The organism is Streptomyces sp. NPDC001851, from assembly GCF_040297165.1.
Classification (GTDB): domain Bacteria; phylum Actinomycetota; class Actinomycetes; order Streptomycetales; family Streptomycetaceae; genus Streptomyces.
Genome location: NZ_JBEOYR010000012.1, coordinates 218,799 through 235,005, shown reverse-complemented (window position 1 = coordinate 235,005; position 16,207 = coordinate 218,799). Strand labels below are relative to the sequence as shown.

General features: G+C 69.6%; 8 protein-coding genes and 1 pseudogene. 6 read left to right on the top strand and 3 right to left on the bottom strand.

Annotation, left to right across the window (positions count from 1 at the left end; translation table 11 throughout):
* Positions 1-203: 203 nt before the first annotated feature.
* Positions 204-5,477, bottom strand: coding sequence for a sacsin N-terminal ATP-binding-like domain-containing protein (locus ABT171_RS20025; protein ID WP_351245534.1), 5,274 nt, complete (start codon positions 5,475-5,477; stop codon positions 204-206).
* Positions 5,478-5,886: 409 nt separating this feature from the next.
* Here ABT171_RS20025 and ABT171_RS20020 point away from each other — a divergent pair, with 409 nt between their 5' ends.
* The 6 genes from ABT171_RS20020 to ABT171_RS19995 all read left to right on the top strand — a co-directional run bounded on the left by ABT171_RS20020 (position 5,887) and on the right by ABT171_RS19995 (position 11,777).
* Complete coding sequence (locus tag ABT171_RS20020) at positions 5,887-6,876, top strand: helix-turn-helix domain-containing protein (RefSeq protein WP_351245532.1); 990 nt, start codon at positions 5,887-5,889, stop codon at positions 6,874-6,876.
* A 185-nt stretch (positions 6,877-7,061) separates the two neighbouring features.
* Positions 7,062-7,685, top strand: a complete 624-nt coding sequence (locus ABT171_RS20015; RefSeq protein ID WP_351245530.1) for a hypothetical protein — start codon at positions 7,062-7,064, stop codon at positions 7,683-7,685.
* A gap of 31 nt (positions 7,686-7,716) precedes the next feature.
* Positions 7,717-8,706 (top strand): hypothetical protein, encoded by a 990-nt coding sequence (locus ABT171_RS20010; RefSeq protein ID WP_351245528.1) that lies wholly within the window; start codon positions 7,717-7,719, stop codon positions 8,704-8,706.
* A 120-nt stretch (positions 8,707-8,826) separates the two neighbouring features.
* Positions 8,827-9,105 (top strand): hypothetical protein, encoded by a 279-nt coding sequence (locus tag ABT171_RS20005; protein ID WP_351245526.1) that lies wholly within the window; start codon positions 8,827-8,829, stop codon positions 9,103-9,105.
* A 138-nt stretch (positions 9,106-9,243) separates the two neighbouring features.
* Positions 9,244-9,672 (top strand): hypothetical protein, encoded by a 429-nt coding sequence (locus tag ABT171_RS20000; RefSeq protein ID WP_351245524.1) that lies wholly within the window; start codon positions 9,244-9,246, stop codon positions 9,670-9,672.
* Positions 9,669-11,777, top strand: a complete 2,109-nt coding sequence (locus ABT171_RS19995; protein ID WP_351245522.1) for an esterase/lipase family protein — start codon at positions 9,669-9,671, stop codon at positions 11,775-11,777. Before ABT171_RS20000 ends, ABT171_RS19995 begins: the two co-directional genes overlap by 4 nt.
* Before the next feature lie 913 nt (positions 11,778-12,690).
* On the opposite strand, the pseudogene ABT171_RS19990 reads toward ABT171_RS19995, so the two are convergent.
* Together ABT171_RS19990 and ABT171_RS19985 are read right to left on the bottom strand one after the other, a co-directional pair.
* A pseudogene (locus ABT171_RS19990) lies at positions 12,691-12,807 on the bottom strand (transcriptional regulator); the annotation flags it as partial.
* A gap of 638 nt (positions 12,808-13,445) precedes the next feature.
* A complete protein-coding gene (locus ABT171_RS19985; RefSeq protein ID WP_351245520.1) occupies positions 13,446-16,187 on the bottom strand; it encodes a pPIWI_RE module domain-containing protein in 2,742 nt (913 codons plus the stop codon).
* Positions 16,188-16,207 lie beyond the last annotated feature (20 nt).

Sequence of the window (16,207 nt, the reverse complement as noted above, 5' to 3'; positions counted from 1 at the left end):
CGCAACAGCCTGATGCGCTTCCGTCCCCACCCCGGCGCCCGTCACCGATGACCAGTTGCTGCCGACGCAGGGGTTGCTTGAACTGCTGCGGACCACGGGTCCGCAGAAGTGACGGTGGGCGGCGGGGCGGAGGCATCTGTCTCCACCCCGCAGTGGGGCCGTCGGACGCCGGCAGGCAGGCCGTCGGCCGGTACAGGCCGGTGCTACTGCCTCCCCAGCGGCGAGCACTGGTAACGCAACCCCCGGCTCACGATCCTGAAGCGGTCACGTCCTTGCACCGAGAAGGGATTCGGCAGATCGAAGACGCGCCGGTCCTCGGGTGCAAGGGCGGAGGTGATCAGCAGGACGCGGTAGCGGTTGCCCCGTGCATGGCGGCGGGCCGCATCCACCTCGGACGGTCCCAGTTCGAACTCCACGCGGTCGGCGCACGGTCCGCTCAGAGCCTTGACCTCGTACAGCCGTGTGGTGTCCCGCCAGGCGACCTCGAAGTCGTAGCCCAGGCTGTCGGACGCCTCGGGGTCGTCGTTGATGACAGCCGCGTAACCCGAGGTCCACTTCACGTCGGTGTAGTGGCGCTGGAGCCAGGCGCGTGCGGCCACCTCTCCGACAAGGCCCACAGCGGAACGCTGGTCCTCGTCCGGCTGCGTCGTCCGGGCGACGACGACACGTGGCTTGGTGGGCGAGGTGCCTCCGCGTCGCGGCTGGGGCACACCGGCCACGGTGTCGAGCCGCACTCTGCCGGACTGGGCGAGGAAGGATTCGTCGATGGTCCTCGACGCGATGTCCGCGATGGCAGAGAACTGGTCGCGGCCGACCCTGACCTCGGCGTCTCCAATGGTGATCGTGCGCGGAGCGACAGCGGCCGGGCCGCCGGAGCCCCGGGGCGGCGCCAACGTGTGCGCGAGGTCCTTGGCGGTGAGACCCAGCGCGGCGGGATCAGCGGCGTGCGGCATACCGGCAGGCCATCCCACGGCGCGTGCAACGGCGTCGACCAGCTTTTCCTCGCTCAACGGCAGCAGATCGCTCAGTCCGCTGCCGTCGATCAAGCTCTTGCACTGCAGCAGCACGGCACCATGCCATCCCGCGGGCACCGGTATGCCGTACCGGCGGCACCAGGCGGCTACGAGGGTGCCCAGCGTAGGCACCAACGCTTCGAGCGCGGCCGTGTTGCGTGCGCGGAGCCGTTCCACGGGTTCGAGTCCGGTGGGCAGCTCCAGGTCGTCGTCGGCTCCGTGCCCACGCAGCCACTCCCGCACCCGACACCGCATCGCCTCCTCGGGCGGAACGATGAACCGAGGCAGCCAGTCCGGGTCGGGCTGCAGGCCGTGGAATCCGCGGGCCGCGGCATAACCGGAGATGTCCTCACCCCGCAGCGCGGCGGCGGCATACCGTTCACGGAGCCGGTCGAGCAAGACCTCGGAGTGGGCGCGCACGAAGTCGCCGAAGACCTGTTCATGGCGTTCTGGGTAGTACTCCGGGGAGTAGCCGGGGCCGAGAGAAGCCAGGGCGTCGTTGAACTTCTCGAAGTCGAGCCGCAGTTCGTCCCTCAGTTCCGCCGGCGTCGCGCAGGAACGGGCCAGCTCGACCAGGTCGGCCGACGGCAGCGGCAGGCCGGGGATGAGCCGGTCGATGATCTCGGCGAGCTCGCGCTCGCCCGCCGCACGCGCGAGGACGCGGGCCGTCTGCTCGTTCCAGTCATCGCCGGCCAGACACGCCAGCGCGGGGCGGAGCAGCCGCACCGTGTCCTGTACGTCACCGGTGAGGTTGCGCCGGATCTCGGTGACCTTGGCCCCGGTCGTGTCCATCGCTGCGGCGAGCACGCTGTCCTGGATGTGCTCGGGACTGTGTTCGCCGAGGCTCCGCTCCAGTTTGACGAGGATCAGTTCCAGTGCGTCCTGCAGCCAGGGCCTGCCCAGCAACTGGGCGACAGCGGGTGTCGCCGCCTGCAGCTCGTCCCAGCCCTCATCGCTTCTCCAGACGACCACTGTGGGGTGTTCCTCGTCCGGCAGCGGCAGCGCACGCGTCGTCGACGGCGGCTCGGTCGGCGTCCCGGAGATGGCGATCTGCACATCGTCTGCGTGTACGACGCGGAGGGCTCGCAGCCGTTCGAGCGCGGTGCGGACGCCACGCTCACTGCGCCGCACGAACGCCCCGGACTTGAGTTCCAGGGCGAGAGCGACCACGGTGACCAGCCACTCGCGTCCCGCGACGAGCGCTGCCGCCTGCCCCGTCGGTGTGATCGGGTCGCCGTCCCGATGACGCACCTGCACATGGGTGACCGATGTGCGCTCCACCTTCAGCCCGTTCGCCTCGGCCAGACGGACGACGGCGTCACCGCACTCCGCGGGGGCGACGAGCACCGGATGGCCCGCCAGCTCGATGAGCGCCTCCTTCAAAGGGTCGGCCTCGTCGCAGACGCTCACAGGGAGGTCGCCTGCCGTCGGCGTGAAGGTGCCCAGCACATGGGTGCGGCTGACGACGAGCCGGATCTCCTCGCCCGCCACCCAGGGCCACTGTCCGGTGCGCGCGATGTCCGTCCACGCGCGCTCGTAGTGCCTCTTGAAGGAAACGCTGAGATATTCGGGTACGTCCCCCTTGTCGAGCACCCCGCCGAGCTGCTTCACCGCTGCTCCGGCGTGCCGAGGATCGTCCCACCTGCGAAGGCCCAGCCGGACCAGGCGCTCGACGACGGTCCCGTCGGCGAGCATGCGCCGCGTCGACAACGGCAACGCCGCCACGAACGGGGGGAGTTCGCCGTCGGTGCTGAACCAGGCGCGACACGGCTCGACGAAGGACAGGCCGTCCCCCTCCGCCACCGGAAGCCAGGCCAGGTTTCGGAGGAAGGAGGCGAGTGGCGTGGGCCAGACATGCGCGTCCTTGAAGGTGTACGTGGGTCTGTGCACGGTGACGGTGAGCACGTCCTCACCCCAGCTGCGCAGTCCGTGCAGCAGAAGTTCGGCGAACTCACGACGGGCGACCGGGTTGAGTCCGGCCACCTCGCTCGCTCCGGCGAGATGGGCCAGGGGGTGTTCGAACTCGTAGGGCGTGCACGGATGGGCGAATCTCGTCCACCCGCTCCTGATGTCGGCGGCCCAGGCGGCCGCGAGTTCGTCCTGCAGTCCGAAGCGGATGGCCAGACTCGACGGCCGGAGTTCGTTGCCATGGCGAGCCCCGAGTCGGTCCCCGACGTGCCCCGGTCTCAGCCCGTCGCACACCCCGAGAGCCTCCAGGAACTCGGCGTAGGCCGCCCGGTCCCGGACCGGGGCGGGCCATTCCCCGGGACCGCTGATCCACTGGTCCCGCTGAGCGGCCAGGGCGGGAATCCGGTCGCCGCCTTCTGCGAGGAACCGCTCCAGCCGACGTGCCCCTTCGGTTCCCCAGGCGGGTGAGAAGGAGCATCGTGCCGCTCTCGCCCACCCGTCCCCGGCCAGCGGCACCCGGAAGGGGATACGGGCGAGCCGGCGGCGCTGGCTCTGGGTGAGCGCCGGGTACTGCCGGAAGGCGAAGGTGAGGGCGTCGCGGCTCAGTGCCTCCGCGGGCCGCGCGGAAAGGAGGTCGCTCAACGCGTCGAAGACGCGGTCGAGCTGGTAGGGACGCACCAGCTCGTTGCGTTCGAGGAATCCGCGCCCGGCACTGTCCCAGGCGATGGCCGGGTGGGTGAACGAGATACGGCGACGGAGTGCCCTGAGGTCACCGGGGACGCGTGTGACGGAGTCGCCCTCCGGGGTGTCGGGGTCGGGGTGGAAGAAGACGGTCGCGTCGGGCTTCCCGGACTCGGTCCGGCCGCCGAGGGCGGCCCTCAGTCGCATGTCCTGGTCGAGGATGATGCGTCGGCCTCGCAGCACGCCATGGTCGCGGGCGAACGCGTGGGACACGTCGCTGTAGAAGTCTCCCCACGCCGGGCCTGCCGTGTGTTCGGGGCCGAGCAGGGCCTGGGCCACGGTTTCGGCCCACCCGGCGGCCAGCTGGGCCGGGGGACGGAACGGCCTGGAGAGGACGGCTCTGCACAGCCTGTCCACACGGGTGTGGCGCTCGGGTCCGACCGACGGGGCGAGGAGGTCGGCTCCCGCCCGCGTGAGTGCGTCGGTGGTGAGGACCCGCCAGGAACGCTTGCCGTCGGGCCACCCGTAGGCGGTCTGCAAGGAGCCCCATGCTTCCCGGCCGTGCAGGGGCACGATCGGTTCGGTGGCGAGCCGCCCGTTCAGAGCCGCGTCCAGCCGCGCCGGCGCCTCCCAGCACATGAGGTCGAGGACGAGGTCCGCGGCGAGAGGGTGCGGGGCCTTTGAGCGGATCCTCCTGCTCAATTCGACGGTCAGCACGGCCATTTGGTCCAGGAGGAAGGCGTTCAGGGCGACGTTCTCGCTGATGGCGAGACGAGCCAGCTTGGTGAAGAACGGAGCGTGGGCGTGGCCGCAGAACGGAGCGCGGACGCCTGCGGCCATCGGCAGGAAGGTGTACAGGCGTCCCTGGCCGAGCGGTTCGTCAAGGCGCAGTGCGACCGCCACCCATGCTTCCGCGTCCCAGTTCTCCCAGGCCGCGTCGATCTCGCGGGCCTGGACACTGCGCCGGACCGCGTCACCCAGGGCATCAGGCTCGAGTGTGCGACGCGCCAGCAGGTATCGGCCCGCTCCAGCGAGGTCGACCTCCCGGACCCAGTCGGTCGCGCCCGCGGCGACCAGGTCCGAGGCGCGCTCGCTACGCACGAGAACATGCCGCGAACCGGCGTCGGAGCCGCTGCGCACTTCGACGAGGAGTTCGGCAACACGGTCGAGGAAGAGCAGAAGTGGTGCCTCACCGTCCACCAACTCCTCGGCCTGCGCCACAGCCAGCTCCCAGGCCCGCTGGTCGCGCAGCGGAAGCCGGACGACCGTGGAGTAGCCTTCCTCGGCCAGTTCCCCGAGCACCGGATCGGTGGTGTCGGCCGGTACCGGCAGTGCCAGGGGGGAGATGTCCTCGATCACCCGGGTCGCGAGCACGGGGTCGTCCACCAGGCTGCGCACGTCTTCCGGCCTGGCGAAACGGAAGCAGTAGCCGTCGAAGCCGGGGGACTCGGGAGCGGCCTTCGAGTAGATCTCGGGCCAGTCCGTCAGTTGGAGCACACTGCGGAAGCCGAGCCCCTTGTTGCCGATTCCCTCGCCGGCCGCCTTGCTCGACAACGCCAGCTCGGTGATGGCGCGGAAGTTCTCCGCGGCGAACCCCGCGCCCTCGTTGGCCACGTACAGAACGCGGCTGCCCTCCTGCTGGACGGCCAGGACGGCGATCCTTCCCGGGCTGAGGCTGCCCAGCGCATCATGCCCGTTCTGGACGAGTTCGAGGATCGTGCGGCCCTCGTACTCCTGAGCGGTGTCCTCACTGACCGACTTCAGGCTCTGGGCGAACCTCCACGTCTCCCCGGCGTCCCTGTAGATCTCGATTCGCCGCCTGGTACGGGCGATCACCGCCGCTCGGAACTCATCGCCGCCCGAGACATTCCCCATCGCTGTGATGGCGTTCCCCCCGTTCATGCACGCGTCGTGCTGTGCGCCTGGCTGACAAAAGGCCGGGCGAGTGCCATCCAACACGGTCGAGGGGCGCGATGTCCGGCGAATCCCCATAAGGTGGCGACTGGGACCGAGTGCCACGATGAACTCCGTGACGCCGCATCAGAAGCAGCGTCGGACGGGCGTCAGGATTCCCTGGCCTTCCCTGTACCTCACACACCCCAGGGGCACAACCGCAGGTCGCCGGCCGTATGGATCAGATCGGCCGCAGCCAGTGGGCTTGATCGACTGTGACTTGATCGCGATTGTCGCAAGGTGGCTCGCGCACTGAGCCCGGGAAGATCTCTCATGGCCGGCGGCGACCGGCGCCGATCGTCGACTTCGCGACAGCGCAAGGAGTGGGAGATTGCTGACCAGCCTGGGCATGGACGCCAGCGAATCGGACTTCTACCGCGAGGTTCTGAGACGAACGACAGCGGGCGTCGAGGAGATCGGAGCCGTGATGGGGCTCTCCGTCGAGGCCGCGCGGACGACCGCCGACCGGCTGCTGGGCCTCGGCCTGCTCACCGGCTCCACGACCGGGGAGCTTCGCGCAGTGCATCCCGAGCTCGCCTGCACCCCGCTGCTGGAGCGGGCGCGGCTGAGCCTGGCGCGCCGCCAACAGGAGCTCGAACTCGCACGGTTGGCGATCAGTGAGCTGACCGCCGAGTTCGGCACGGCCCCGACGTCGTCGTACGACGAGACGCAGGTGTACCGCGGGAGCGACCGGGCATGGTCCTGCCTGGAGCGGATCGCGGCCACGTCCGCCTCCTCCGTTCAGTGCATGGCGGCCGCGGGTGCGGCGCCAGGCGTCGGGGACACCACCGACTACACGGCCATCGTCGACCTGGCCAGGTTCGCCGCGCGCCGCGGAACGCGGGTGCGGGTCCTGCTCCTGGACAGCATCGACATCCTCCCGAGCCTGATGCAGGGGGCCCAGGCCATGGCGGACGCGGGCGTGGAGGTCCGTACCGTCCCCACCCTGCCCGTATGGGTCTTCATCGTGGACAACGCCTACGTGGCCACGGCCCTGGATCCGGCCGACAACCAGGCAGGGATCATGACGGTGCGCACGCCGGGAGCGGTCGCGGCGGCCGCAGACCTCTTCAAGCGGCACTGGCGCGGAGCCACCCCCTTCGGCTCCGCCGGGCAGGACTCCCGCCGCGCCCTGATGGAACAGCACCTGGACCTCGTCGTCCTACTCGCCGACGAGGTGAAGGACGAGGCGATCGCTCGTCGGCTCGGAGTGTCACGGTCGACGGCGCGCCGGCGCATCAAAGACCTGTGCCGCGCGTTCGAAGTGACCGGCCGTACCCAGCTCGTCGTCAAGGCGTGTCAGCTGGGGCTGCTCGACTGACCCGCACCCCACGCCGGCCTGGAACGATCTTGGTCACAGTTGGTCATGGGTGCTCTTCACCACCCGGACATGCGGAAACGAGCCCAGAACGCCTCTACGGTGGTGACGGGTCGCAGGCCACCGGCAACCGCCCGGTGGGCCGTCCTCGACGCGATCGAATCCACCATCACCCGAAGGGGTCAGCCATGTCCGCACGCATGTCCGCCTCCACCTCCGGCCGCCTGTCCGTCGCCCCCCGCCTCGTCAGCGCGCTGGCCGCTGCGGCACTCGTCACGCTCCCGGTCGTCACCGCACCCGAGGCTCACGCCGCCACCCTGGGCCAGGTCTGTTTCTTCCTCGACGTCGACCGCGGCCCCGGCGGAGTCGGCCACGCCGCCTGGTCCATCAAGGACACCTCCCGTTCCGACCACTACATCTGGGGCTCCTTCGAGGGACCGGCACTCCGTCACCCGTTCGCCATGGGCGCCCGCATCGCCGGCGGCACGTGGCGGGACCTGACGGCCGGCAAGAGCATCCTGTCCCCGGCGAAGTACGACTTCTACCGATGCCAGAACACGGCCACAGGCGACATCGCCGAGGCCCAGCAGAAGTACCGGGCGGTCGCCCGCTCGAACTACGACATCCGCGTGAACAACTGCCTGACCGGGGCCGGTGAGATCTTCCGTGCCTACAGTCCGGCCATGACCGCCCGGCAGCTGCCGGGCGGCATCGGAGGCCGGGCCAACGGCGCCGGACTGAGCCCGACCTACTACATCAAGACCTACCTCACCTCCCACGGCAGGGGCTGGGGGCCGGTCAAGCACTACTGACCTCCGTCCCTGGAGAGGAAAGGAACAGAACATGGTCGAGTTCGGGATCCTGGCGGGAACAGCGATCGGCATCGCCGGTGATGTCCTGGCCGGTGCCGTCCAGAACGTGGCGGCCGACGCCGTGACCGATCTGGTCGGACGGTGTCTGCGCACGACCGACGAAGGCAACCGGGTACTCGGGCGACTCGAGGAGTCCCCCCGGGATCCCGAGCGCAGAATGCGGGCCGCGAGCGCGCTCGCCACCGCCGCCCAGAACGACTCCGCGTGCGCCCAGGCCCTGAAGGAAGCAGTGAGCGCCTGTCTCCAGGCCGCGAACCAGGGTGCCGCGACGTCCGGTTCGCCTCACCATCAGGTCAACGTCAACGGCGGAGGCATCACCGGCAAGGGCGCCCAGGTGGCCGGTGGGAACATCGACAGCTCGAAGCGGTCGAACAAGTTCAGGTTCGGGGGCGCGATCGGCGCGCTTCTGCTGCTGGGCGGGGGCATCGGCGGGGTGGTGTACGCCGGTTCGGAGGGCAGCGGCGGCCCCGGGTTCGGCGCGTTCGGCTCGGCCGGCGGCGTCGCCTCGGTCGGCGCCGCCCCCGGAGAGGACGGCGTGCGCCAGACGTGGATGGCCTACGCCCAGGCCGTCTCCGGCAGGGACGCGAGGACGGCGTGCGCCTTGTACACCCTTGAAGCACGGACCGATATGGAGAAGAAGCAGGGCAAGTGCGAGGGCTACTTCAAAGAGGCCTTCGACAGCGCCGACTCCGGCACGCTCCAAGCACTCGCAAGCGGCAAGAAGGTCAAGGTCTCCGGGATCGTCGTGAACGGCGGAGAGGCCGAACTCGAACTGCGCACACCGGGTGACACCTCCGCGGACCCGGGCCACACGTACATGGAACGGTTCTCCGACCGGTGGCGGATCTCCGGGCGCTTCCTCTACCGGCACTTCCACGAGTGCCCGACCGACCCGCAGGCTCTCAGCCGCATCTATGTCACCGGCGAGGGAGACAGCAACTGTCTCATCGAGGCCGGCTGATCCTCGCCGCGGAATCCCGCCCGGGCCCGCCGAACAGGAGAGCGCTTCTCCGACCAGGAGCCCCACCCCGATCGCTCACGCCGAGCGAGTTCCCGACCACCGTGAAATCGAGGCCGATCCATGTCCAAGTGGTTGATCGTCGTGGAGGAGACCGTCGCGGCCGATGCGGCGCCGACTCATCGCCAGGTCAAGGTCATACAGCAGGTGCGTGGCAACAAGACACGCGAGGAGGCGCTCGTCGAACTGCGCAACGTGGCCAGGAGGTACACCCCCGACCTGCTGAAAGGCACACCGAAACTGGTGGGCCTCGACAGCGACGGTTCCTTCTGGGTGCTGCCGAAGAGCGGCAAGGGGAACGTGTCCTGCAACCTGCGTCTCATCGAGCAGATACACCCCTGAACCCCGGCGTGGCCCTTCGAGGCGTGACCGGCGGCTCGTCCGCCCGCCCTGGCACAGACCCGGCCCGAGCGCTTCCGCCGGTCCCCGCGACGCCTCGGAACATTGAACCGCTTCCTGTCTTTTGGGAGATGCACAAACATGCGTAGGTCGATCATCGGCGTGTGCGGTGGATTGCTCGTCGTGGCCCTGGGTGGCTACCTCGTCGTCGAGAGAGAGGTGTTCTCAGAGCCCGATGCGAAGCCCGCGCAGCGGCAGGAGCTGCCGTACCCGCCGGGTGACCCGGTCCCGGCCCAGGCGGAGCGCACAGCACAGGACTTGACGGCCGAGGACGAACGGACCCAACGAGCGGCGCTCGTACCGGAGTTGGAACACACACTTTCGGCCGGCCGACTTCTGCCGAAGGGCACGCGATTGCGGCTGTGGCCGAACAGCTGGCACGAGGAGGGCGGTTACGCCAACGCCCAGGCAACGCTGGGCAAGCCCGGTGAGCCGGCCCGGCACGTCGTACTGGCCTTCGCCCAGAAGGACAAGGCGTGGCGGATCACCCTCGTGGAGGAGGTCAAGTGAGTCTCCCCCGTTACAGAGCCCGCCTCCTGGCGCCGTGCACGGCTCTGCTCATGCTGGCCGCCCTTCTCATGGCCGGCTCCGCGGCCTCGGCGACAGAAACCTGCGCGAGCCGGAGCCTCCAGCAGGTGGCAGGGCCCGACGACACGACCAAGCCCGTGGCGAACACGATGCCCGTACTGTTCGTGCACGGCATCGCCTCCGGCGCCAGCACATGGTACGAGACCGATCCGAGCAAGAGGAAGAACTCCTTCCCCCGCAAGGTCGCGGCGTTGACGAAGGTCACGGCGTGGACGTTCGACTACGAGCCGGCCCAGCCGGAGTGGGTGACGGATCCACGTATCGGCCCCGCATTGAGCGACGCCGTCGGCTGCCTGGCCCGGGCATCCGGCTACAAGGTCGTGATCGTGGCCCATTCGATGGGCGGTCTCGCCGCGCGGTACGCGGTGTCGCTTCCCAATGGCCGCCCCGGAGGACGGACTTGGCAGGACGTCGCCGAGGTCGTCACCATCGGCACGCCCACCCGTGGTTCGATCGCGGCCTCCGTGCTGCAGGGGCTGTCCGTCTCCGCTCTGCGCTATCCGGCCCTCTGGCAGCTCGAAGCCGTCTTCGGCCTCTGCGCGGAGTACGGGCTGGAGCACGACGACAGTGTGTGCGGCGTCGTCGACGCGCTCCGAGCACCTCAGGGGAAAGCCCTCATGTACGACTCACCCGAGATCAGGAAACTGCCGCCGTGGCCGAAGGAACTACCGGTCATGGCAATCGCCGGGGACGTCAGGCTCAGCTTCAACTCGGTGTTCGGGGTGACCTCGTTGCCGGAATCGTCCGTGGGCGACATCGCGGTCTCGCTGGGCTCCGCGACGGCGTACTCCCACCACACGGGCGCGCCCCATGTGCTCACCTGCAGGAACAATCAGGTCCCCCTTCGGGTGCTGGCGAGCGACTGCAACCACGTGAACGTGAAGACACAGCCCACCGTCGTCGCCACGGTGATCAAGCAGATCAATCGCGTTCAGCGCGAGCAGACCGGGCTCCGCGCCCCTGAACTCGCGTACGCCGACGGCCGCGCCGTCACATTGTGGACGGATGGCAGGGCCAAGGCTCTCGCCACGATCCCGAGCGGCTACCGCGTACAGCGGATCGTATGGTCTGCCAGCGGGCTCTCCATCGGCTGGACTGTCGCGAAGCCCGACGGATCAGGGTTCAGGGTCTACCTGGTACGCCGAGGACGCGGTGAGCCACCGGTCAGCCCGCGCGTGCACAGCTGGGACTGCGACGGCTGCTCCGCGATCGCATTCCGCGGTGAGGGGCTGGTCTCGGACGGTGCCTCCACGCCGAAGCAGCCGGCGCTGTGGAGCTACCCGTCGTCGGGAGGCGACCGCCGGGCTGTGCCCGTTAGGTCGCTGCCGGCCGCCGAGGACTGCTTTGACAGTCCCTCCTGCGGGCGTCTCGATCTCCTCGGCCCCGGTCCCGACGGCACAGTCACCGCGGCCTACTTCGATTCCGGCCTCGGGAACTTCACCGGTGTCGGCAAGCCCTACCGCATCGACGCCCGGGGACGTGCGGTCCCGCTGGGAACGGTCAGTGGCAGTGGCCGCCTCGGCGGCGAACAGGTCAGCCCCGCGCTGGACAAGATCACGATTCCCTGGTTCGGCCACGCGAGCGCCTGCGAGGAGTTCTCCGGTCTCTCGGTGCTGGATCCGAGGACCGGCAAGGTGACCGAGCCGGACCTGCCCCAGCTGCCCGGCAACACATGGCTGCTGTCCTCGTGGTTCGACAGCCGGGGGCGGGTGCACGCGGCGTTCAGGTCGGATCAGGGCTGTGGAGGGGGCGGGCCGTTCGACGCGAACGGCCGGCGCGTCCTTCGCTGGGGTGCTGCACATGTCTACCAACTCTCCGGAAACCGCTGGGTCGAGACGTCCGAGCCGCCGGTTCTGGCCAGGGAGACCCACCGCGGCGGAAGGACGGCGTCACTGCTGGGCACCCCTCCGGCGGCGCCCACGGGCGGGTACTTCGAGGGGAGGCTCGTCGCACAGAACGCCGCAAACAAGACCGTGGAGGTGGCACAGCATGTTCACGCATTCGCTTGGAGACCGCTGACGCCGTGAGCCGACCCGCGAACACGGCTGTCTTGCGTCGGCTCTGCGAAGACCGGGGAACGGCACTCGCCGTTCCTCAGTCTTTGGCTGTCGCGTCATGCACAGGAGGAAGAAAGACCAGCTCAGAGGCCACTTTCCCGATCGACTCAGCCATGCTCTCACCTTCAGACGGGGGCATGCGCATGCCCCGTCCCATGGAGTCAGTCGCGGTGGGGCACGAGTAAGGGACGAGGGATCTTTGGCACGCCCAAGGCGCGGCAACACAACGTCACGAAAGAATAACGGGGTATGTGATTCCGGGGCGGGGCTCGGCCCGTTCGTACACCGTTGGCTACGGCACCCGGGCGAGACCACCGCACTGTGTAAACCCGGGGGTGTCCTTCCTCGTCAGAGGAAAAGGCCAGCTGGCCGACAACGGAATACCCGAGTACAGCGTGCGGGCTTGGTTCTCGACCTGATCACTGAGAGCACAGTGATCGGTTCGAGCAGCCATGCCGCCGGACCGATCACCCTTCACGGAAGGCGAATTGGTCCGCATGGAAACGGTCGGCTGGGCTACGGCGTCGATAGCCTGAATCGGTGGGTGCGTCCTGGTGCTGGGCTACGTCCTCGACCAAGTGCCCGCCCTTGCAGACAAGGCAGTGCGTGCCATTACTGCCGCTCGGCGACTCCGCGACGAATGGCGGCGGAAGTGAGGGCGCGCTGGGGCAGCGGGCTACCGCCCCGAGCCACGCTGCTCACCTCGTCGTTCTGCTCGGCCTCGACGAGCGCGGCGACCGGGGCGGGAGGCCGGCTTCACACGCCGTCCCCGCTCGTCGAGCGCCACGGCGCGGGGCACTTGCTCCCGGGTCGGTGGACAGACCCCTCGCCGCACGTCCGGGGCGCATTGTCGCGCGCGGGCGTGCCCTCCGTCCGGTGACGGTCAGTCGGCTCTCTGCTCCGCGGGAGCGGCGGCGTGCTGAGTGGCGGCCCAGGAGGCGAGCAGACGCAGGCCCTCCTCGGAGGGTGATCCTGGTTCGGCGGTGGAGACGGTGAGGGTCTCGGGGGTGATCTTCGCGCGCCGCGAGGTGAGGTCTCGGGCGGAACGTGAGTGCGGCCCTGATGAATGAGCCGATGCCCGAGACCGCCCCGCCCAGTTGGGCGCGCCGCACGACGCCGGCGTCGCCATCACGGCCGCGCCCACTGCGATGAGCGTGACGGACCGCTCGCCGCCGACGGCCCGCGGAGGTCGTGCGATGTCGCTGCTCGCCGCGTCCGGTCGTTCCGGCTCCGCCGGTCAGTGGTGGACCCATGAAAACAGGTCGGGCCGACCCGCCCGGAACCTCATAAATCAGAGAATTCGCAGGTCAGAGGCTCTTCACGGCAGGCTCCAGAATCGCCACGCACTCCACGTGATGCGTCATCGGAAGCATGTCACCCGGGTGCACTCAGGGAAAACCGCAGGTCAGGTCCGTCCTTCGTCTCCGTCTTGGGGCCACCAGGTGCGAAGAGCGTCAAACGAGCGTCATGGCGGACGCCCAGTGATCCCAGCAAGGAGTGCACCAGACGCCGTCCCCGTGGTCAGGTTCAGGCTTCGGCGCTCACACGAGGGAAGCATTGATCCTTATCAGCGTCGATCGTTTGGGACGCCCCATTCAGGCGGCATCTCGCTCAGGAAGCGGATGACGTACTCCCCGCTTACTCCGTTCCGGCCATCGGAAGCACGTACTCACCGGCGAGACGCGCCAAGTGCAGCGGGAGAGGCCGGGCGAGCGGCGGGTAGTCGTCGTGGTAACGCAGCTGGTGCGCGAGCGTCGCCCACTCCGCCGGCCGGTCGGGCGGGTCACCCGCACGCCCCGAGTCCGTCAGCGCCTTCTCCGACAGACAGCCGAGCACGGTGATCTCCAGTTGCCCGGGGTTCCACGCGGTCTTCCCGGGCGCTGTCCGGCCCTGTGCCGTGGGCACCAGCTTCATGAGCCCCTTCGGCAGTTTCGCCACCGTGTGCGGCTTCGAGGTCGTACTCGCGAAGACACGGCCCTCCGTATCCGCCGTCCCCCACACACCCTCGGCGAAGCCGACCCCGTCCTCGGTGTCGTGGGCGTACCACTCCGCCACTTCACCCCGGGCGTTGGCGTCCCGTACGAGCAGCACCCGCAAGTCGTGGCCGTAGAGCGTGTGCCGCTGGGCGGGTTCGGCCCCGAAGCCGAGCATGTCGCGGTCCAGTGCACCGTTGCGCAGGCCAGGCCAGCACTGGCGCAGATTTCCGGCGTCCGCCAGCAGCAGCGTCGGGCGGTCGCGGAGCTGGAAGAGCAGTGCCCGGATCTGCCGCTCGGTCTCCCGCTGCCTGCCCTGCTCCACGCCCGGGCGGGCAGCGGGCCGGGATCCTCCCGGGGCTGCCGAGTCATCGACGAGCTTCCCCGTGCCGGTCTCCTTCCCGCCGCTCGCCGCCGGTTCCCGTGCCTGGGAGAGCAGCAGCAACAGCTTCGGATACGGTACCCATTCGGCTCGTTCTGCGTCCCACCCCTCGATGACGCCCGGTCCGTCCCCGGGGCGCACCCGCACCGCCACCAGCCGGTGGACGGGGCATCGCGTGGGCCCCTTCCTGGTGTGGCGTACGAGCCAGAGCGCCGCGTACTGAAGGTCGCCCGGAATGCCGGCTCCCACCCGATGGGCGGGCGGGCTGATCGCGCCCAGCTGCCGGAAGGCGTCCAGCCAGGTCCACCTGGCCCGGTGTTCCAGAGCGCTGTCGGTGTCGTCGGGCGAGTTCACGAACTGGGTCAGCCGTCCCTGCCGTGCCCAGGCGATGCGCAGCGCGTGCTTGGGGTCGGAGTCCGGGACGGCGGCGAAGCGCTCCTTGCCGGCGATCTCCGTGATCACGACTCCGGCCCCGCCGAGGATCGGGTCCGCCCGGTCCGCCACGAACCCGCAGCGCCCTTCGATGGCCTCGGCCAGCCGGACGGCCCTGAGGCGCCCGCGGGCTCGGGTGGTCGGCAGGGCGTCGGCCAAGGGTCCCGCGGGCCGGGCCCGGACGCGGATGTCGACCCCCTCGCACTGCCACTGCCAGGTCTCCCCGTCGTCCGACGGCACTTGCTGCCCGGCGGGAAGACCAATGAGCTTGGGCAGCTCGGCGAGCAGCGCCGCACGGGTTTCCGGGGACTGCCAGAAGACATCGATCTCCAGGGGGCGGCCGTTCAGTGCGCGTGTCAGCGCCGCCCGCCGTTGCAGAGCCAGCTGGGCGTCGCGGACGCCTGGGACGCGTCCGGCGCCGGAACGGGGCAGCAAGGAGGGTGTGTTGCTCCGGGAGACGCGCGTGAGGTCGGGGGCCCGGGTCAGCAGAGGGCGCAGCCCTTCCTCGACCCAGGCGTCCAGATCCGCCCGCTCCCGTGGCATCAGCCCGGGTCCGACCTCGTGCGGGCCGATCGACGGGTGGTAGACGATGCCGGCGGCCACGTCCCCGGAACCGTTGATCCAGCGTTCGGGGTCGGAGAAGAGCGCTTCGGGCAGGGGATAGTTGCGCACGATGTCCAGCTCGGGCACGAACGGTGCGGGGCTGTGCCGACGCCAGGCCAGTTCCTTCGACCGCCGGTCGTAGCCCAGCGTGTTCACCATCAGCCGGTGGCCCCGGTCCGGCCCTTCCGGCCATGGCAGTGGAGCGTCGAGCAGGACGGTCGTACCGCCGAGCTGGTGGGGGCGTACGTCCAGTCGGGTGGCCCACCGGCGTACCTGGGTGGACACATGGACGCGGAACCGCGGGGCGAACGGCACGGTGTGGACGGTGATGGTGAGACAAGCCGAGTAATACCAGGTCTGACGGCGGCGCTCGTATCGCTGAGGCGGCCAGGAGACGAGTCGCGCGCCGTCACCCGAGCTCTCGACGCGGAAGTGGAGCGAGGTGCCGCCCGTGCGGAACGTCCGGGCGGCCAGCCGGAAGGCGATCCACTCGGGCAGCAGGCTGTAGAGCCGCGCGGCGGGTTCGGCGGTTCCGCCCGCCGAGAGCACGCTCTCGGCGAGGTCGACCGGTTCCGTCTCCCAGTGGGACAGACGTACCGTCTCGGCCGGGGCACCGGAGCGGAGCCTCTCTTCGAGATCGGCGCCCTCCGAGTCGTCGTCCTCCCGGTGCATGCCCGCCGCCCAAGCTCCTACCACCGGGGCCAGCACGTCCAGCGGGACGGCTTCCCGCGCATAGAGCCACGGCAGACGGCCGTCCGTCCCGGCGTTGCGGCCGGTCGCGATGACTCCTGGCGCCATCGCCTGGAGCAGGGAGTTGAGGCTGCGCACGGGGAGCCGGTGGAGGTGGACGGAGTTCTTGTCCGCCTCGGCATGCATCCCGGAGAGCTCGGCGTGCAGATCCTCGCCGAGCCGCAGCACTTTCATCTCCTCCCGCCAAGGTCCGTGGAGCGGGTCGGGTTCGTAGGCCGCGACGCGAATGTGGTGGTACACGGAGTTACCTCCTGGGACAG

Coding starts and splice junctions, on each gene's coding strand:
- ABT171_RS20025 (WP_351245534.1), bottom strand. CDS start 5,477: ATGGGGAATGTCTCGGGCGGCGATGAGTTCCGAGCGGCGGTGATCGCC.
- ABT171_RS20015 (WP_351245530.1), top strand. CDS start 7,062: ATGTCCGCACGCATGTCCGCCTCCACCTCCGGCCGCCTGTCCGTCGCC.
- ABT171_RS20010 (WP_351245528.1), top strand. CDS start 7,717: ATGGTCGAGTTCGGGATCCTGGCGGGAACAGCGATCGGCATCGCCGGT.
- ABT171_RS20005 (WP_351245526.1), top strand. CDS start 8,827: ATGTCCAAGTGGTTGATCGTCGTGGAGGAGACCGTCGCGGCCGATGCG.
- ABT171_RS20000 (WP_351245524.1), top strand. CDS start 9,244: ATGCGTAGGTCGATCATCGGCGTGTGCGGTGGATTGCTCGTCGTGGCC.